At 64.0% G+C, this 18,213-nt stretch carries 20 protein-coding genes; 19 read left to right on the top strand and 1 reads right to left on the bottom strand.

The window, feature by feature from the left end; genetic code table 11:
- Positions 1-38: 38 nt before the first annotated feature.
- From parA to PGB34_RS17195, 5 genes are all read left to right on the top strand, one after another.
- Complete coding sequence (gene parA / locus PGB34_RS17215; RefSeq protein WP_271429320.1) at positions 39-677, top strand: ParA family partition ATPase; 639 nt, start codon at positions 39-41, stop codon at positions 675-677.
- Complete coding sequence (locus PGB34_RS17210) at positions 674-949, top strand: chromosome partitioning protein ParB (RefSeq protein WP_271429319.1); 276 nt, start codon at positions 674-676, stop codon at positions 947-949. The genes parA and PGB34_RS17210 overlap by 4 nt, the downstream gene beginning before the upstream one ends.
- Positions 946-1,503, top strand: coding sequence for a DUF2840 domain-containing protein (locus PGB34_RS17205; protein ID WP_271429318.1), 558 nt, complete (start codon positions 946-948; stop codon positions 1,501-1,503). The genes PGB34_RS17210 and PGB34_RS17205 overlap by 4 nt, the downstream gene beginning before the upstream one ends.
- Entirely contained in the window at positions 1,500-2,099 is a 600-nt protein-coding gene (locus PGB34_RS17200) for a S26 family signal peptidase (protein ID WP_271429317.1), read from the top strand. The genes PGB34_RS17205 and PGB34_RS17200 overlap by 4 nt, the downstream gene beginning before the upstream one ends.
- A 472-nt stretch (positions 2,100-2,571) precedes the next feature.
- A complete protein-coding gene (locus PGB34_RS17195; RefSeq protein WP_271429316.1) occupies positions 2,572-4,569 on the top strand; it encodes a relaxase/mobilization nuclease domain-containing protein in 1,998 nt (665 codons plus the stop codon).
- Positions 4,570-4,763: 194 nt separating this feature from the next.
- Here the strand turns inward: PGB34_RS17195 and PGB34_RS17190 are convergent, their stop codons facing one another.
- Positions 4,764-5,852: an IclR family transcriptional regulator gene (locus tag PGB34_RS17190; protein ID WP_271429315.1), complete on the bottom strand. Its 1,089-nt coding sequence runs from the start codon at positions 5,850-5,852 to the stop codon at positions 4,764-4,766.
- A gap of 39 nt (positions 5,853-5,891) precedes the next feature.
- Between PGB34_RS17190 and PGB34_RS17185 the strand changes: the two genes are divergently transcribed.
- The 14 genes from PGB34_RS17185 to PGB34_RS17120 all read left to right on the top strand — a co-directional run bounded on the left by PGB34_RS17185 (position 5,892) and on the right by PGB34_RS17120 (position 18,201).
- Positions 5,892-6,872: a Bug family tripartite tricarboxylate transporter substrate binding protein gene (locus PGB34_RS17185; RefSeq protein WP_271429314.1), complete on the top strand. Its 981-nt coding sequence runs from the start codon at positions 5,892-5,894 to the stop codon at positions 6,870-6,872.
- A gap of 9 nt (positions 6,873-6,881) precedes the next feature.
- Entirely contained in the window at positions 6,882-8,024 is a 1,143-nt protein-coding gene (locus PGB34_RS17180; protein WP_271429313.1) for an acyl-CoA dehydrogenase family protein, read from the top strand.
- A gap of 12 nt (positions 8,025-8,036) precedes the next feature.
- Positions 8,037-9,389, top strand: a complete 1,353-nt coding sequence (locus PGB34_RS17175; RefSeq protein WP_271429312.1) for an FAD-dependent oxidoreductase — start codon at positions 8,037-8,039, stop codon at positions 9,387-9,389.
- Positions 9,390-9,400: 11 nt separating this feature from the next.
- Entirely contained in the window at positions 9,401-10,558 is a 1,158-nt protein-coding gene (locus PGB34_RS17170) for a CaiB/BaiF CoA transferase family protein (RefSeq protein WP_271429311.1), read from the top strand.
- Positions 10,555-11,304, top strand: coding sequence for an electron transfer flavoprotein subunit beta/FixA family protein (locus PGB34_RS17165; RefSeq protein ID WP_271429310.1), 750 nt, complete (start codon positions 10,555-10,557; stop codon positions 11,302-11,304). The genes PGB34_RS17170 and PGB34_RS17165 overlap by 4 nt, the downstream gene beginning before the upstream one ends.
- 33 nt (positions 11,305-11,337) lie before the next feature.
- Positions 11,338-12,282 (top strand): electron transfer flavoprotein subunit alpha/FixB family protein, encoded by a 945-nt coding sequence (locus PGB34_RS17160; RefSeq protein WP_271429309.1) that lies wholly within the window; start codon positions 11,338-11,340, stop codon positions 12,280-12,282.
- A 160-nt stretch (positions 12,283-12,442) separates the two neighbouring features.
- A complete protein-coding gene (locus PGB34_RS17155; protein ID WP_271429308.1) occupies positions 12,443-12,625 on the top strand; it encodes a hypothetical protein in 183 nt (60 codons plus the stop codon).
- Positions 12,626-12,632: 7 nt separating this feature from the next.
- Positions 12,633-13,547 (top strand): LysR family transcriptional regulator, encoded by a 915-nt coding sequence (locus tag PGB34_RS17150; RefSeq protein ID WP_271429307.1) that lies wholly within the window; start codon positions 12,633-12,635, stop codon positions 13,545-13,547.
- Between the two features lie 25 nt (positions 13,548-13,572).
- Entirely contained in the window at positions 13,573-13,800 is a 228-nt protein-coding gene (locus PGB34_RS17145) for an EexN family lipoprotein (RefSeq protein ID WP_271429306.1), read from the top strand.
- A 217-nt stretch (positions 13,801-14,017) separates the two neighbouring features.
- Positions 14,018-16,039: a conjugal transfer protein TraG gene (locus tag PGB34_RS17140; protein ID WP_271429305.1), complete on the top strand. Its 2,022-nt coding sequence runs from the start codon at positions 14,018-14,020 to the stop codon at positions 16,037-16,039.
- Entirely contained in the window at positions 16,036-16,482 is a 447-nt protein-coding gene (locus PGB34_RS17135) for a CopG family transcriptional regulator (RefSeq protein WP_271429304.1), read from the top strand. Before PGB34_RS17140 ends, PGB34_RS17135 begins: the two co-directional genes overlap by 4 nt.
- Entirely contained in the window at positions 16,479-17,540 is a 1,062-nt protein-coding gene (gene trbB, locus PGB34_RS17130) for a P-type conjugative transfer ATPase TrbB (RefSeq protein ID WP_271429303.1), read from the top strand. Before PGB34_RS17135 ends, trbB begins: the two co-directional genes overlap by 4 nt.
- Positions 17,537-17,920, top strand: a complete 384-nt coding sequence (locus PGB34_RS17125; protein WP_271429302.1) for a TrbC/VirB2 family protein — start codon at positions 17,537-17,539, stop codon at positions 17,918-17,920. The genes trbB and PGB34_RS17125 overlap by 4 nt, the downstream gene beginning before the upstream one ends.
- Positions 17,917-18,201 (top strand): VirB3 family type IV secretion system protein, encoded by a 285-nt coding sequence (locus tag PGB34_RS17120; protein ID WP_271429301.1) that lies wholly within the window; start codon positions 17,917-17,919, stop codon positions 18,199-18,201. The genes PGB34_RS17125 and PGB34_RS17120 overlap by 4 nt, the downstream gene beginning before the upstream one ends.
- The last annotated feature ends 12 nt before the right edge of the window (positions 18,202-18,213 follow it).

The following is an 18,213-nucleotide window of genomic DNA, read 5'->3' as shown; positions in this document are numbered from 1 at the left end:
CAGCAACAGCCGGGCTTTCCAACGCGGGGACCCAGGCCATGATCGTCGCGCTGCTCAACCAGAAAGGCGGCGTGGGCAAGACCACGCTCGCCACCCACATTGCTGGCGAGCTCGCGATGCGCGGCCAGCACGTTGTGCTGCTGGACGCCGACCCGCAGGGCTCATCGCTGGACTGGACGCAGCGCAGAAGCCAGCAAGGCTTGCCACGGCTGTTCAGCGCCGTGGGCCTCGCTCGCGAAACCCTGCACCAGGAAGCGCCAGAACTCGCCAGGCGGGCAGATCACGTCATCATCGATGGGCCACCACGCATCGCCGCCTTGGCGCGCTCTGCGCTCTTGGCGGCCGAGCGGGTGCTGATCCCGGTGCAGCCCAGTCCCTACGACCTGTGGGCCAGCGCCGAGATGGTGGCGCTGATCCGCGAGGCGCAGGTGTTCCGGCCTGCGCTACGCGCGGCCTTCGTCATCAACCGGCGCGTCAGCACCACGGTGATTGGACGCGAAGCACGGCAATCGCTCGCCGACCAGCCGTTGCCCGCGCTGCGCTCGGAAGTGCACCAGCGTATCGTCTTCGCCGACAGTGTGGCCGCTGGCCGGCTTGCACGCGAGACGGCGCCGGACAGCGCCGCTGCACACGAAGTTACCGCGCTGGTGGACGAACTGCTGCGGTGGTCGACATGAGTAGCCCCGCCAGCAAACGCATGGGCAAGCGCGTCGGCATCGGTGCTCGTCCGCCTGCGAATCCGCACGCCGAGGCGTGGATTCGCCAGGGCGATGCCGATGCGCTCAACAAGGGCGACGTCTTCACCGCGCGCCTGACCCTCGACATCACGCCCGCCATGCGCTCGCGCATCAAGGTCTCGGCCTTCACACAGGGCGTGACGGTGGCCGATCTGCTGCGCGACCTACTGGAGCGGGAGTTTCCAGAACACCGCAGGGAGAACACACCATGACCGCATCCACTGCACCAGTCACCGCGCCTGCCGCTGTCGCGGCCACGGCTGCGCCACAGCCATCATTCATCGCGCCTTGCGGCCAGCCGGCCAGCGCGCCGCTGACGCGCGTGGCGCTGGCCTACATTGAGGCCCGCTTCAAGCTCTACCTGCGCTTCGGCGAACCCGCGCGCACGCACCAGCTCGACCGCTGGCGGCGCAGCGCGGCGTTCCTGCCGGGCGCGCTGTTCTGCCGCATCCGCTGGCAAGCCAACGACTACGGCACAGTGCGCTGGCAGCTCATGGTGATGCAGGCTTGCACACCGCTGGACGGCGCGCAGCGCATCCCCGGCGTGCAGCCAGGCGCGCGCCTGCTGCTGCACGCAGAGGGCGAGGGGCAAGTGCGCGCCGTGCTGGAGCGCATCGACGCCATCGAGGCGCTGGGCATCGCGCCTGTCGCCGTCTCGCCCGCGTACTGGCGCACGCTCGCCAACCGTCTCGCCGCGCGCCTGCCGCTGCCCGAATACACCGCCGAGCGGCACGCCGCCTGGCTGGCTGGGAGAGCGCTGCCATGACAGCCGTTTCCACCACTGGCACCGCGCCGCATCCTCGCTCGCACACTCGCTCACGTCGGGGCACTCGCATCGTGCTAGCTGGCCTCGCCGCTTGCGGCCTCGCTGCGCTGGCCTGGGCATCCTTCGTGCATCCGCTGCCGCGCCTGATCTACAACCCGTCCGACAGCGTGGCGGTCGGCTGGTATCGCGTCAATCCGCTCGAACCACGCACCGGCTCGCTGCCCCGTCCATTGTCCGTGGACACCATCGTCCTGACCCGCTTGCCCGCCAACGCCGCCGCGCTGGCTGCGCAACGCGGCTACCTGCCGACGCGCGTGCCGCTGCTCAAGCGCGTGGGCGCCATCGCGCCGCAGGAGGTGTGTATCGCGGGCGGCAGCGTTCGCATCGACGGCGTGCCTTCGGCCGCCGTGCTGCCCGCCGACCGGCTGGGCCGTCCGCTGCGGTCCTGGCCGCAGTGCAGGCAGCTTCAGCCGGGCGAGCTGTTCCTGCTCAGCGTGACCAATCCGGCGTCGTTCGACAGCCGGTATTTCGGGCCGATCAGCGCATCCGCCGTGATCGGCATCGCGCATCCGGTCTGGCTGGAGAAACGCCCGTGATGGCCACCGACTCGCTGCACGTCACCGTGCATCTTGTCGTGCCATCGGGCGTGTCGTTCCGTTGGCAGACATTGCGGTGCCGGCCATGTCGTCGCGTGTGCAGTGCGGGTGTCAATCCTGCGCATTGGGCACCGCACTTCGCGCTGCCTTCGGCGCAGCCGTCCAACGTGCAGGCGTCTTGCCTCGAACGCGCCGGGCCGATGGCCTTGACCGCGTTCGCCGGGGCGCTGGCTGCCAGCGGCACAACGCCACCGGGTCGCCGCTGCCGGGAGCGCGAGCGGGAGGCAAAGGCGGAAGGCAAGACAAAAGGATGCGGCACCCGGCCGCCCGCAAAGCCAGTCTGCACGTGGGGTTGGCGCGGCACGGAGCGGCTTCGCCGCCGTGCCGCGTGTGGCGCGAGGCACGCGCCGATGCAAGCATGTCCGCGTGCTTCGCACGACTGGACACGCCAGAGCTTGCAGGGAGAACTGGCATGAGCGACAGCCGCGACGCCGATTTCCACGTGCGCCCCAGCGCCCCGAAGAACCGGGGCAAGGGCCAGGGGCAGAGCTTCGTTTCCAAAGTGCTCAAGCAGGCAGGCAAGGCCAGCAGCGGCAAGTCTGCGATGCGTCGTCCTGGCGCGGTGAGTGGCACCGGCCAGCGCCCCGGCTCGCGCCTGGGGCGCGGCCATACGGCGGCACGCTTCGCGGGTGCGAAACTGACGCCCATGTCGCGGCGCGTGACCATCAAGACCTTGCTGGTCAATCACCAGCGGGCCAGCCCGCAGTCGCTCGCCAAGCACCTACGCTACATCGAGCGCGACGGCGTGGGTCGTGACGGCGAGCCGGGCCAAGCCTATGGGTCGCAGACAGACGTGGCCGACCTCGACGCCTTCAAGAAACGCTGCGCCGACGACCGGCACCATTTCCGCTTCATCCTCTCGCCCGAGGACGGCGCGGAGCTGGAAGACCTGCGCACCTACACGCTGCACCTGATGCAGCGCATGGAGGCCGACCTGGGCACGGGCCTCGATTGGGTGGCGGTCAACCACTGGAACACCGACAACCCGCACACACACATCGTTTTGCGCGGACGCGACGATACGGGCAAAGACCTCATCATCGCGGGCGACTACATCGCCGATGGCTTCCGTCACCGCGCCGCCGAGCTGGCGACCGAGTGGCTCGGGCCGCGCACTGAGCTGGAGATCCAGCAGACCTTGCAGCGCGAGGTGGATCAAGAGCGGTGGACGAGCTTGGATCGCACCTTGAAGCGCGAGGCCGGCGACGATGGCCTGGTGCATGTCGAACGGCTCAACGAACCCCGCTTGCAGCGCCAACGCCTACTGCTGATCGGCCGCCTGCAGCGCTTGCAGCGCCTGGGCCTGGCCGACGAGACGCAGCCCGGCACCTGGGCCGTCCATGCCGATGCGGAAAAGACCCTGCGCGCCCTGGGCGAGCGCGGCGACATCATCCGCACCATGCAGCGGGCCATGCGCGGCGAGCCGCGCGAGCTGGCAGTGTTCGAGCCGGGCCAGGATGCGGAGGGAAGTGGCCGAACCGTCCTCGGCCGCGTGGCCGCGAAGGGGCTGGCGGACGAGCTGCGCGACCGGGGCTATCTGGTCATCGACGGCGTGGACGGCAAGGCCCACTACGTCGCGCTCAACGCCCGCGATGAGCTGGCGAACTATCCCACGGGCGCCGTGGTGGAAGCGAAAAGACCGGCCGAGGTGCGCGCGGCCGATAGGAATATTGCTGCGCTGGCGAGCGATGGCCTGTATCGCACCGACCACCACTTGGCGATCGAACAAGGCCGGGCCAATGCTGGACGCGACCCGCAGGAGGTCGTGGCCATCCACGTCCGCAGGCTGGAAGCCCTGCGCCGTGCGGGCCTCGTGGACCGCGTGGCCGATGGGCTATGGAAGGTGCCGGACGACCTGCCCGAGCAGGGCCGCCGCTACGACGCGCAGCGCCTGGGCGGCGTGGCGGTGGAGCTGAAATCGCACCTGCCCATCGAGCGGCAGGCCCGCGTCATTGGGGTCACCTGGCTCGACCAGCAGTTAGTCGGCGTCGGCTCGGGCCTGAGCGACCTGGGCTTTGGTGGCGAGGCCAAGCAGGCGATGCAGCGGCGCGCCGACTTCCTGGCCGAACAGGGACTGGCCGAGCGGCGCGGACAGCGCGTAATCTTGGCGCGCAACCTGCTGGGCACGCTGCGCAACCGGGAACTGGCGCAGGCCGCTAAGGATATCGCCGCCGATACCGGTCTGGAGCATCGCCCGGTGGCTGACGACCGGCGCGTAGCCGGCATCTACCGCCGCAGCGTTGTGCTCGCCAGCGGTCGCTACGCCATGCTTGATGACGGAGTGGGCTTCAGCCTTGTGCCGTGGAAGCCAGTGATCGAACAACGCTTGGGTCAGCAGCTTGTCGCGACGGTGCACGGCGGCGGGGTGTCCTGGGAGATCGGGCGGCAGCGGGGAATGTCAATTAGCTAACAGAGATCACCGGTTCCTGGACGGGTTGATTTGACGTTTCAAGTTCAAGCAGAAACAGGCTGAGCGGACTGCAGGGGTACGGCGCAAAAGCCGCGCACCGAACGGGAGCTCCAGCTTTCCACTCTGAGTCTGACATCTCGCACCGTGCCCTGTGACAGGCGGGTGCAATTCCAGGTAGGAAGACCGATAGGCAATCAGAGCTCCGTTGATTGAACCGCACGCCTAAGCATCCTGACAATTTCCGACTCCTGCGGTTCGATGCGCTCCACAGGTCCGTGAACGCCGATGGCATGGTGTCGCCCATTCCGTGTGTCAGGAAGCAGAGTGGAAACCCCACCGGCGCCGTCGACAATCGAATTCTTCGCAAAGAAGAAGCCCTGCGCTCGGCAAATGGTGATCTTGCGCATGACCTCCGGCAGCGACTGGCGGAAGGGGTCTAGCTGGTGGAACTTGATCCGCCGATGAATTTTCTCGATCTCCCTGTTCGGCATTGTGGACAGGATCATCAATCCACTGGCGGAGCCCGTCAGCGGGCGGATGGTCCCGATCGGCACTTGGTACCAGATCGGAAGTTTGGATGGGATTAGGTAGAGATACTGAGCATACAAATCACTTTGCACGGTGAGTGTCACCGTCTCGCCGAAGCGCTCCGAAAGAGATGTAAGCGCGGTGAGCAAAGTGCCATTGCCAAAGATTGCCTGCTGCACCCAGCCGCCGACATCGGAGAGCTTCATGGTCGGCATGTAGGTTCGGTCCGCCTTGTTGTACTCCAGGTATCCCAGTAGCACCATGGACTTGAGCAGCGCGGATCCGCTTGACGCTGGATATGAGAAGGCTATGCAAACCTCATGGAGTGTGAGGGGTGTTCGCTTGATCTGGAACAGTTCCAGAACTTCGAATATTCGCTTGACGCTCTTGATGGGGGGAAGCATTGAAGACTCCTGGTCGGACATCTGACCGAAGAGTGCCGCGCCTGCAGTTCGGTAGTCGATCGAATGCACCCGGCAACGCCAGATGAACGTGTGAGCTGCGATGGCGTCGAGGCCTTTCTTGGGTTCTTTCCATCTATGTGACGAGCGGACGGCACTCGTTTGTACTGCGCATGATCGCATGCCGATTTGCGTCAGGCGCGGGAAGGTCCGCGAATCCTCTTTTTCACAGATGTGAATATGGCGGCTGAAACGCGCCAAATCATTGGCTGCGGGAGTTCGCGCTGATAAATTTTCTTCTGTGGCGCAGACGCGCCGCACGTTGACATCGCCACTGACTGGTTGGCCTCGCATCCATGCTCGGCCGGCTCAAAATTCAAACGGAGACACTTCATGAAACTCATCGCATACCTTTTCCGAAGTATTGCGTTGGCCGCAGTTGTGGCCGCGCCCACCTTCGCGTACTCAGAATCCGGCTACCCCTCCAAGCCCGTCAAACTCATCGTTCCCTATCCTGCGGGTGGCTCCACCGACGTCGTGGCGCGCAAGCTCGGTCAGGCTATCGCAGACGGATGGAAGCAGCCCGTGATCGTGGACAACCGGGGCGGCGCGTCCGGGATGATCGGCCTGGAGGCTGCCGCGCGCTCAGACAAGGACGGCTACACCATCGTGATGAGCGCGACCGGACCGCAGGCCATCAACGTTGGTTTGTTTCCCAAGATCAACTACGACCCGGTCAAGGACTTTGAGCCAATCCTGCAGACGGCCATCTTTCCGTTGCTGATGGTAGCCCCTGCCAATGCGCCCTATCGCAACGTCATGGAGTTCATCAGCTGGGCAGGTGTCAACAAAGGGACGGTGAATTTCTGTTCCATCGGAACTGGATCTCCGTCGCATCTCGCAGGAGAACTCTTTGCCTCAATGACCAAGCTGCAGATGACCCATGTGCCCTACCGGGGCAGTTCGCCGGCTCTTGTGGATCTTATGGGCGGAATCTGCAACGTGATGTTCGACAGTGCGCTTACGGCAGGCCCTCATGTGCGGTCCGGAAAGCTCAAGCTGCTGGCCGTAGGCACGGATTCCAGAATGACTGCGTTCCCGTCGGTGCCCACTGTCTCCGAATCCGGCGTTCCGGGGTTCACCGCCTACACGTGGACAGCGCTGTTCGCGCCGTCGGGCACGCCCGCCCCCATCGTGGAGAAGATCAGGGTCAATGCTGCCAAGGCCATTGCCTCTCCAGACTTCCGCGCACTTCTGGAAGCACAAGGTGCAATTCCCGGAACAGGTGGCGGCCCCGAACTGGCTGCCTTCCTGAAGTCAGAAATTGAGAAATCCTCAAAGCTCATTAAGGAGCGAGGCATCAAGCCCGAGTGAAGCGAAGCCATGCAGTACTTTCTCGAACCTGAAGAACAACTCGCCGTCGATGAGATCGAAGGCTTCGCGTCAACCCGCCTTGTTCCCCTGCTGGCGTCCCATCGCGATAACGCGATCCCCAAGGCGATGGCGCACGACATTCTTCGCCAACTAAGCGCTTTCGGTATAGGCAGCGGATGGATACCGGAGGAGCACGGCGGAGCGGGGCTGTCCTATTCCATCAGCGGACGCCTGTACGAGGCTCTAGCTCGACACTGTCCCGACGTCGCCGGCATGTGCTTTGTGCATGAAGGCGCTGCTGCGAAGATTCTGCGAGGTGCGACACCCGAAATCCGTGAGCGATACCTCGAGAAGCTGATCGGCGGTCAACTGATCGGATGCTCAGCCGTCACGGAGGCGTCCGGCGGCTCCAACGTTCGCGCGATGAGGACCCGAGCCGAGGATGTCGGAGACAGCTATGTCGTGACCGGCGAGAAGATGTGGATTTCAAATGCGTCGATCGCGGATGTGACCCTATTGACAGCAAAGACGGCGGACGAAGGCTTTGTCATGTTGGTGGTTGATCTCAACGAGGTAAAGGTCGAGCGGCGGGAGATCAAGAAGCTAGGTCTGAATGGATGGTCGCTTGGCGAGCTCAATTTTGTCGACGTCAGGGTACCCAAGCACCACCGCATAGGAGAGGCGCGCGCGGGCCTGCGTGAAACCATGCGGGGATTTGAGCGTGCCCGCTGCTTCGTTTCCACTATCGCGCTGGGCCTTGCCGGCTCCGCGTTGGACCACAGCATTCGCTATGCCCAGGATCGGGAGCAGTTTGGCAAGCCCCTCGGAGCGACTCAGCTTGTGCAGCAGATGCTTGCTGAAATGGCCATTGAGCTTGATGCGGCCAGGCTGCTCGTCTATCGGGCGCTGGCCCTCTTGGACTCGGGTGTCCAGTGCAACAAGGAGGCTGCGATGGCCAAGGTGTTCGCAACCGAAGCGGCCGTTCGAATTACATCCAAGGCCATACAGATCCACGGCGCATTCGGAATCAGCACTGAGTTTCCAGTGGAGCGGCTATTCCGCTGCGCTCGCATGCTCACCATCCCGGACGGCACGACGCAGATCAACCAATTGGTCATCGGGCGGGAACTGCTCGGACTCAACGCATTTTGACGGGGTAATCCGATGAATTTGAAAGCCTTGTTAGAACGACCCGCAATCGATGTTGAGAGTGCAACCCATCCGCTGCCGCTGGCAGCGAGTTTGAACTTCGATGTTTGCGTCGTCGGTGGGGGGCCGGCGGGTGTGAGCGCCGCCTGCGCGGCCGCGCGCATGAATAAGTCCGTGCTACTAGTGGAACGCAATGGATTTCTGGGCGGTGCACTGACGGCGGTGACCCTCGGCAGCATCTGCGGCCTTTATCGCAACGATGGGGATACCTACGTGCAATTGGTTGGGGGCTTTGCCGACCGGTTGATGCAATGCTTGAACAGTTTGGGAAGCCAATACGAGCCGCTGCGCTGGCTGCAGGCTGTCACCTTGCCGTATGACGCATTCGCCATGCGCGCCGCGCTTGATGCGCTTCTGGTGGAATCCGGAGCGCGCCCGATGTTGCATGCCAGTCTGCTGGATGTCGAGGTGCAGGCTGGTCGCCTGAACGGGGTGATCATCCAAACAAGCGCCGGTGCGCTCCGCATGCAAGCTGAGGTCTATGTAGATTGCACGGGCGATGCTGAGCTCGTCGCGCGTGCTGGAGGAGGCTTCGAGGTCGACTTCGAGAACTTGCAGTACCCCACTGCAATGTTCCGGCTAGGCGGGGTGGATCACGCGGCCGCAAAGGCGCTTTCGCGACCGGAACTGCATCGAATCCTGGAACAAGCCGTGGATACCGGGTTCGCGCTTCCGCGAACGGCCGGTGGGATCTTCTTGGACCATGAAGACCATGCACATCTCAACATCACCAAGGTGTCCACATCCACCGGGGCGCCGCCCAACCCTCTCGACTGGTCGGAACTGACTGAAGCGGAAATCGAGGGCAGACGGCAGATCCTCCAATATGCCAAGGCCTTCCGCAAGATGGTCCCGGGCTATTCGAACAGCTACGTATTGGACTGCGGCAGTTCCATCGGCGTACGTGAAAGCCGAAGGATAGAAGGACGTTACCAGTTGACGGCAGAAGATGTGCTCGCTTCGCAGAAATTTGACGATGGCATTGCCCTGTGCAGCTGGCCAATGGAAGAGCATGGTCGTGGCCGGTCCACTAAGTGGATTTGGCTGGATGAGGGTAAGCACTTTGAGATTCCATACCGATGCTTACTTCCTCAGGGGCTGTCCAACGTGCTTGCAGCCGGGCGCTGCATCTCAACAACGCATGAGGCCCAGGCTTCAATTCGCGTGACAGCTCAGTGCTTCGCCACCGGCGAGGCCGCCGGCACCGCAGCAGCGTTGGCCTTGCAGGACGATGTCGCCCCAGCAGAAATATCAATTCAACGCCTGAAGGACGAGCTGCATTTGAGCGGCTCTCTTCCCCATCTGTGACAGGAGTTTCCATGAAACCGCTCAACGGCATCAAAGTCCTCGACTTCACACGTATCTATGCCGGCCCCTTCTGCACCATGCAGCTAGGCGACCTCGGCGCCGATGTCGTGAAGATCGAACCTCCCGGCGGTGATCCGCTTCGGCATCAAGGGCCTCCGTTTTTGGATGAAATGAGCTTGAGCTTCCTGTGCGCCAACAGGAACAAGCGCTCGATCAGCGCGGATCTCAAGAAACCGGAAGATTTGGCTCTCGTGCGCAATCTTGCCGGCGCGGCTGACGTGATCGTGGAGAACTTTCGCCCTGGTGTCATGGAGCGTCTTGGTCTGGGGTATGAAGCGCTTAGCGCCACCAATCCCCGGCTCGTCTTCGCATCGCTATCTGGGCTGGGAGCCACCGGTCCGCAGGCACAGCGCGGCGCGTTCGACATCATCGTCCAGGCCGAGTTCGGCTACATGAGCATCACGGGAGAGAAGGGCGGCAAGGCGATCAAGCAGGGTACGAGCATCTTCGATCTGGCATGTGGCATCTATGGATTTAGCGGCATCATGACCGCGCTGTTTCAGCGAGAGCGCAGCGGAAAGGGCCAGAAGATCGAGACCAGCCTGATGGAAGCGGAAGTAAGCTTTCTGGTGGATGCCGCGATGGAGTATTTTCTTACTGGCAAAAGCCGTGATCGCTGGGGGTCCGAACACTCCAACATCGTTCCCTACAAGGTGTTTTCAACGCAAGATGGCGAGATCGTGATCGGGGCTGGGTATCAGAACCTCTTCGAGGCCTTTGCTCGCGCGATTGGATCGCCGCACTTGATCACCGACCCGCAGTTTGAAACGCACACCAAGCGCATCACGAATCGGGAACAGTTGTACTCCGTACTCGATGAAGTGGTGGCGGGGTGGAAAACGCAGGACCTGTATGAATTGTTGTCGAAGGCTGGCGTGCCTTGCGCGCCCGTCAATGACATGGAGCGCGTCTTCGAGCATCCACAAGTCCTTCATCGAAATATGCGAGTGAGTGTGCCTGACGCTGAGGGAACCCGATTCCCCGCGCTTGGCCCTGCCGTCAAGTACTCCGGCTTCGACATCATGTCAGGCTGGACGGCTCCGCCGCGACCCAATGCGCATGCCTCTGAAGTCGCTCGAGACTGGCTCGCACGAGAGGCTACGGCATGAAGGTCCTGGTCCCAGTCAAACGCGTGGTTGACTACAACGTGAAAGTCCGGGTGAAGTCGGACGGCAAGGGTGTGGACATCGCCAACGTCAAGATGAGCATGAACCCCTTTGACGAGATCGCCGTCGAGGAAGCAGTGCGCCTGAAGGAAAAGGGCATCGTCACCGAAGTCATCGCCGTCTCCTGCGGCGTCGCGCAGTGCCAGGAAACCCTGCGCACCGCCATGGCCATCGGCGCCGACCGCGGCATCCTCGTCGAGACCGCCGAAGAGCTGCAGCCCCTGGCCGTCGCCAAGCTCCTGAAGGCCCTGGTCGACAAGGAACAGCCCCAGCTCGTCATCCTGGGCAAGCAAGCCATCGACGACGACTCCAACCAGACCGGCCAGATGCTCGCCGCCCTCGCCGACCTGCCGCAGGCCACCTTCGCCTCCAAGGTCGAAGTCAATGTCGACAAAGTCAACGTCACCCGCGAAGTGGACGGCGGCTTGGAAACCCTGTCTTTGTCGCTACCCGCAGTCATCACCACCGACCTGCGACTCAATGAGCCGCGCTACGTGACGCTGCCCAACATCATGAAGGCAAAGAAGAAGCAGTTCGATACGGTCACGCCTGCGGATCTGGGCGTTGATGTGGCTCCGCGCCTGAAGACGCTGAAGGTGAGCGAGCCCCCAAAGCGCGGCGCCGGTATCAAGGTGCCCGACGTGGCCACGCTCATCGACAAGCTCAGGAACGAAGCCAAGGTCATCTGAGGACTGCTGGAATTAATACAGGAAACAAGCAACATGACCACACTCGTCATTGCAGAGCACGACAACCAAACCCTCAAGGCGGCGACCCTGAACGTCGTCGCTGCAGCCCGAGAGATCAGCATTTTTTCTGATGGCCAGGTTCATGTGCTGGTTGCAGCCGTCGGCGCGGCTTCTGTAGCGCGTGCAGCTGCAGAGGTTGAAGGAGTCGCGAAGGTCATCTATGTCGATGGTCCCAGCCTGGCTGAAGGTCTTGCGGAGAACCTTGCCGAGCAGGTCCTCGCTGTCGCCGGCGACTACAGCCACATCCTCTTCCCCGCCACTGCCAGCGGCAAGAACACCGCCCCGCGCGTGGCCGCCAAGTTGGATGTAGCGCAGGTCAGCGACATCACAAAGGTGGTGAGCGCTGATACCTTCGAACGTCCGATCTACGCGGGGAACGCCGTTGCCATGGTGCAGTCGAGCGACGCGAAGAAAGTAATCACGGTGCGCACCACGGGCTTCGGCGCGGCGCAGGCTACCGGCGGCAGCGCCTCCATCCAAACCCAGCCTGCGGTGGCGGACAGCGGGAAGAGCGTCTTCGTGAGCCGCGAGGTGAGCAAGAATGACCGCCCAGAGCTCACGGCCGCCAAGATCGTCGTTTCGGGTGGGCGAGCATTGGGCAGCGCAGAGAAGTTCCAGGAAGTGATGATGCCGCTAGCAGACAAGCTGGGCGCAGCCATCGGCGCAAGCCGCGCGGCAGTGGATGCTGGCTATGCTCCCAACGATCTGCAAGTGGGCCAAACCGGCAAGATCGTGGCGCCACAGCTGTACATCGCCGCGGGCATCTCCGGAGCAATCCAGCATCTAGCCGGCATGAAGGACTCCAAGGTGATCGTGGCGATCAACAAGGACTCCGAAGCGCCGATCTTCTCCGTGGCCGACTACGGGCTCGAAGTCGACCTGTTCGCTGCGATACCAGAATTGCTGATGGTGCTTTGACGGCGGCCATGCCCAACCCATTCGCCCAGCCCCAAGCTTCCTGGCCGTCACACCCGCGTAACCGCTTCGGGTTCACGAGAACTCTTCGCCAGAGCCTCTCTGACCGAGGCCGCGCAGTTGCTCTCGGCGCCCGCCCTCAACGGCGATCGAAAAGCGCCGCATGTCTGTGAGAATTTCCATACGGCCGACGCACAAGGATCTCCGCTGCGCCGAGCGCGCCGTTGGCCAGAAAGATCTGATTGAAGAGGCTGTTCTCCGAATGGATGAGCAGGCGATTGATCTGCCGATGGTCCTGCTGCCTCGCCGATCGGCGATGTCGGCGACATCGGCGACCACAGGTTGATGATGCTATGGAGTTACGTCATCTGCGCTGCTTCCTGGCCGTAGCTGAAGAGCTCCACTTTGCCCGTGCGGCCGAGCGTCTACACATCGATCAGTCGCCGCTGTCTCGCACCATCAAGGAGTTGGAGGAAGAGCTCGAGGCGCAACTTTTCACGCGAACCACGCGAAGCACCCGCCTGACCCTTGCCGGGAAGGCATTACTCGAGCGGGTGCCGCGAATCTTCGAAGCATTGGAGCAAGCGCGTGATGGCGTCAAATCCGCCGCCATCGGATTTCAAGGACAGCTGCGCATTGCCTTGTCCGATGGCATCACGCCTTCGCGGATGCCCACGCTTCTCGCGCGGTGCCGAGAGGATGATCCAGAAATAGACATTCGGTTGTTCGAGGTACCGCTGGATCAGCAGATCAAGGGCCTGCACGATGACCTGTATGACGTCGGCTTTTCGATGGCCGAAGATGTGGGTGACGGCATTGTGGCGCGTCGTGCATGGGAAGACGAACTGATGGTGGCCGTTCCGGCTCGCCATCCCGTGCTGGCCCACAAGCATGTTCCGTTGGAGGAAGTGCTGCGCTATCCGTTGGCGCTGTGCGATCCGGCGATCTGCGAAGGCCACGCGCGTCAAGTCGATCGCGTTTTGCACCGATATGAGCAAAGTCCTCTGATCGCGCAGCGCGTGGCCTCCTATGAAGTGATGATGACCCTGGTCTCCGCCGGACTGGCGCTGGGTTTGGCGGGTGCTGCGCACATTGCATCCGGCCGTGGGCCAGGCGTTGTGGCCCGGCGCTTGGCGGGCAAGCCACAGATGCTGACCACCTATCTGCTGCACCGTGACGTGGAGCCATCCGACATGCTGGCTCGGTTCGTCGAACGAGTGGCCTCCATTGATTCGGCGAATGGCTCCAGCGCCGCCGAAGACTCCTGATCCACCTGCTGAAAGGACCGGAACCGTGAACAAGCTGATGTTGCTGATGCTGGCCGCCGCTCTGGCCGCATGCAGCCCCTCCCAGCCTTCAGAAACCGTGGACTTCCTTGTGGCCCATCCCGATCGCCTCAAAGAAGTTCAGCGCTTGTGCAAGGACGACCGTGCGACGGCCGGCGAAGAACTCTGCCGCCGCGCGGCCGAAGCCGCCAACCGACGCTTCTTCGGTGATCGGCCGGAGCAAAAAACCAAGTAGCACCCCTCGCCGTCGCCTCGCCGCGACGAAGTTCTCGCTGTTACCTCATCACGCCGCAGCGCGCTCGCGCTTGCGGCTTTTTTATTGTCTTCGCCACAGCAAGAAGTCTGGCTCATTCGGCCTCAATCCTCGCGACAACGGTCTTTGACTGGAACCTCTCACGGCACTGATCCTGATGCTTGCGGCACATCTCGGTGCCGCGATGGGAGGTCAGTCAATGCAAGGGACGAACGTTCTGTTCGGCCAGATCGCTGTCGTGTTCGGCATCGTGATCATGGGCGTGTGGGGCGCCACACAGCGGACAGCAGCGGCCTTGGGCTACCAGCTACGCCTGGGCTCGCCTTGGTTCGATTTCCTGGGCACGCCGGTTTACCACCCATGGCGCCTGTTCGAGTGGTGGTTCTTCTTCGATGCCTATGCGCCGCGCGTCTTCGACATCGGCGGCGCCATCGCGGGCGGCAGCGGTCTGGGGGCCGTGGTGGTCGCCATCGGCATGTCGATCTGGCGCTCGCGCCAATCCAAGCTGGTCACGACCTACGGTTCTGCGCGCTGGGCCGACGCGGAGGACATTCGCAAGGTGGGACTGTCGAGCCCGGCGGGCGTCTTCCTCGGTCAGCATCATGGTCAGTACCTGAGGCACGAAGGGCCAGAACACGTCCTGACCTTCGCACCCACGCGCTCGGGCAAGGGCGTGGGCCTCGTGGTGCCGACGCTGCTGTCCTGGCCGGCCTCGGCCGTCATCCACGACATCAAGGGCGAGAACTGGCAGATCACCGCGGGGTGGCGTAGCCGCTTCAGCCACTGCCTGCTGTTCAACCCCACCGATAGCAAGTCAGCGGCCTACAACCCGCTGCTGGAGGTCCGGCGCGGTGCGCACGAGGTGCGCGATGTGCAGAACATCGCCGACATCCTGGTCGATCCCGAAGGCGCGCTGGAAAAGCGCAACCACTGGGAGAAGACTTCGCACGCGCTGCTGGTCGGCGCCATCCTGCATGTGCTCTACGCGAGCGAGGACAAGACGCTGCGCGGTGTCGCCAACTTTCTCAGCGACCCCGCGTGTCCCTTCGAGCTGACGCTGCAACGGATGATGACCACGCCGCACCTCGTGAACGAGGAAGGTGGTGGCCCGCATCCCGTGGTGGCATCGGCAGCGCGCGAAGTCCTGAACAAGAGCGACAACGAGCGCTCGGGCGTCCTGTCCACGGCCATGTCGTTCCTCGGTCTGTACCGTGACCCCACGGTGGCCGAGGTCACGTCACGCTGCGACTGGCGCATTGCCGACCTGATCGCGGCCGAGCATCCAGTGTCGCTGTACCTGGTGGTGCCACCCTCGGACATCAGTCGCACCAAGCCGCTGATTCGCCTGATCTTGAACCAGATTGGCCGCCGCCTCACTGAATCGCTCGACGGCTCCGACGGCATTGCCCGTCGCCACAAGCTGCTGCTGATGCTCGACGAGTTCCCGGCGCTCGGCCGGCTCGACTTCTTCGAGACAGCCCTGGCCTTCATGGCGGGTTACGGCATTCGCAGCTTCCTCATCGCGCAGTCGCTCAACCAGATCGACAAGGCGTATGGGCAGAACCATTCGATTCTGGACAACTGCCATGTGCGCGTGACCTTCGCCACCAACGACGAACGCACGGCCAAACGAATTTCCGAGACGCTTGGCACCGCGACCGAGCTGCGCGCGCAGCGCAACTACGCAGGCCATCGGCTTGCGCCGTGGCTTGGGCACCTCATGGTGTCGCGTCAGGAAACGGCTCGGCCGCTGCTCACGCCCGGTGAGGTCATGCAGCTACCGTCCGATGAGGCGGTGGTGATGGTCTCCAGCGTGGCGCCGATCAAGGCCAAGAAGCTGCGCTACTACGCGGACGCCAACCTCAAGCAGCGCGTGCTGGCGCCGCCGGTACTGTCCGCTGCCTCCATTTCTGGCCGCTATGCCGATGCGCCCCCGGCACGCGCGGATGACTGGAGCAGCCTTGCGATTCCCGACGTTCCGCCGACACCGGCCATGGAAGCCGTCGATGACATGGGCAACGCCGACGACGGCGGCCCGCGCCGGCAGCCCGAGCTCACGGAGGCCGTCGCCTACGACCCCGAAGGCATCGCGCCCGCGGCCGACCTCGCGCTGTTCGATGACGACGACCCGCTGCTTCCCCTTCCGCGCCAGCTCGACCCGGCCCTGCAGCGCACGGCCCGGCTGGCATCCCTCGACCCTGACGACGGAATCGATCTATGAGCCAGCACCGCTTGAACCTCTTCATCCAGCCCGAGCACGCCAAGCGCCTGGACGAACTGGCCGCCAAGAAGGGCGTGTCCAAGTCGTCCATCGTCGCGGCTGCCTTGGCATCCTGGCTGTCGCCCGATGCGGCCGACCAGCGCGAAGCTGCGATTGCCAAGCGGCTCGATCGCCTGTCGCGCCAAGCCGAGCGCATGGAGCGCGACCAGAACATCCAGATCGAGACGCTCGCCCTGTTCATCCGCTACTACCTCACGGTGAGCACGCCGGTGCCCGAGGCCCATCAGGAGGCCGCTCGCGCCCAGGGCAAGGCGCGCTTCGAGCAATTCGTCGAACAGCTCGGCCGCCATCTGCTGCGTGGGCGCAGCCTGGTGCGCGACGTGGTGGAGGAACTGAACCCCGTCCCCACGCGCGTGGATGACGCGCAGGAGCGCGCCTTATGAGCGCCGTTGCTTCCTCTTTCGCGGCCAAGTCGCTGGACCGCCGCATCCAGATGCTGCGTACGGCGATGGGGCCGCTGATCGCCGCCGCGCTGGAAGACCCGGACGTGGTGGAGGTCATGCTCAACCCCGACCGGACGCTCTGGATCGACCGGCTTTCAACAGGACGCGCGCCGATGGGCGTGGAGCTGTCCGAAGCCGATGGCGAGCGCATCATCCGGCTGGTTGCAGCACACGTCGGCGCGGAAGTCCACCGCGGCCAGCCGCTCCTGACGGCCGAGCTGCCCGAGACCGGCGAGCGCTTCGAGGGCATCCTGCCGCCCGCTGCACCGGGCCCAGCCTTCGCGTTGCGTAAGCGCGCGGTGGGCGTGATCCCGCTGTCGCGCTACATCGAGGACGCCATGATGACCGCCGAACAGGCGGGCCTGCTGGTGCGCGCCGTGCGCGAGCGCCAGAACATCCTGATCGCCGGCGGCACCAGCACAGGCAAGACCACGCTCGCCAACGCCTTACTCGCCGAGATTGCCGCCACCGGCGACCGCGTGCTGGTGCTCGAAGACACGGTGGAACTGCAATGCGCGGCCCGCGACCACGTACCGCTGCGCACGCGCCAGGGCGTGGTGTCCATGACCGAGCTGGTGCGTTCATCCATGCGCCTGCGGCCGGATCGCGTGGTGGTCGGCGAGGTGCGCGGCGCCGAAGCGCTGGATCTCATCAAGGTCTGGGGCACTGGCCATCCGGGCGGCATCGCCACGATCCATGCCGGCTCCGCCCTGGGCGCACTGCTGCGCCTGGAGCAATTGATTCTCGAAGTGGCGGTGAACCCGCCCCGTGCGCTGATCGCCGAGGCGGTCAACGTGGTGATCCACATCGCCGGGCGTGGGCGCAAGCGCCGCATCGAGAGCATTGCCCGCGTCGTCGGCTTCGACGGCGCGGGCTACCACCTGGCGGATGCGCTTGAGGCGCCGGAGACGCCGTTTCCTGAGCTGCCGCCGGTTTCCCCCGCAGCACCTGCCGCGGCGCCTTCCCCGTCCCTTGACCAACCTGGAGAACTGCCATGACGCAGATGATCGTTCCTGCTTTCCGTACGTCCGCAAATCCTCTAAGCCGGCCCGCGCGGCTGGACGGCCTAGCTCGCCCAGCCCTGCAGGGCCTGATGCTCGCGGCGCTGATGCTGCTGCTCGCGGGAACCGCGCAGGCCGCGGGCTCCTCGATGCCGTGGGAAGGCCCCTTGCAGTCCATCTTGGAGTCAATCCAAGGGCCGGTGGCACGCATCGTGGCCGTCATCATCATCATTGCTACGGGCCTCGCGCTTGCGTTCGGCGACACGTCGGGCGGCTTTCGCAAGCTGATCCAGATTGTGTTCGGCCTGTCCATCGCCTTCGCGGCTTCGAGCTTCTTCCTGTCGTTCTTCAGCTTCTCGGGCGGGGCCGTCGTATGAACGCAAACCACGATGGAGTGCAAGGCTTCGCGCCCGGTTTCGAGGTTCCGCTGCATCGCTCGCTGACGGAGCCGATCCTGCTAGGCGGCGCACCGCGCACCGTGGCGATCGCCAACGGCACCTTGGCCGCCGCCGTCGGGCTCGGCCTGCAACTGTGGATTCCTGGCGTGGTGCTCTGGATCGCCGGCCACTCGCTGGCGGTCTGGGGCGCGCGTGTCGATCCGCAGTTCATGCCGGTCTTCGCTCGCCACATCAAGCACCGGCCGCTGCTGCACGTGTAGGGGGACGCCGCC

This window comes from Xenophilus arseniciresistens (assembly GCF_028023875.1).
Lineage (GTDB): Bacteria > Pseudomonadota > Gammaproteobacteria > Burkholderiales > Burkholderiaceae_C > Xenophilus > Xenophilus arseniciresistens.
This window is presented reverse-complemented; position numbering and strand designations above follow the sequence as displayed.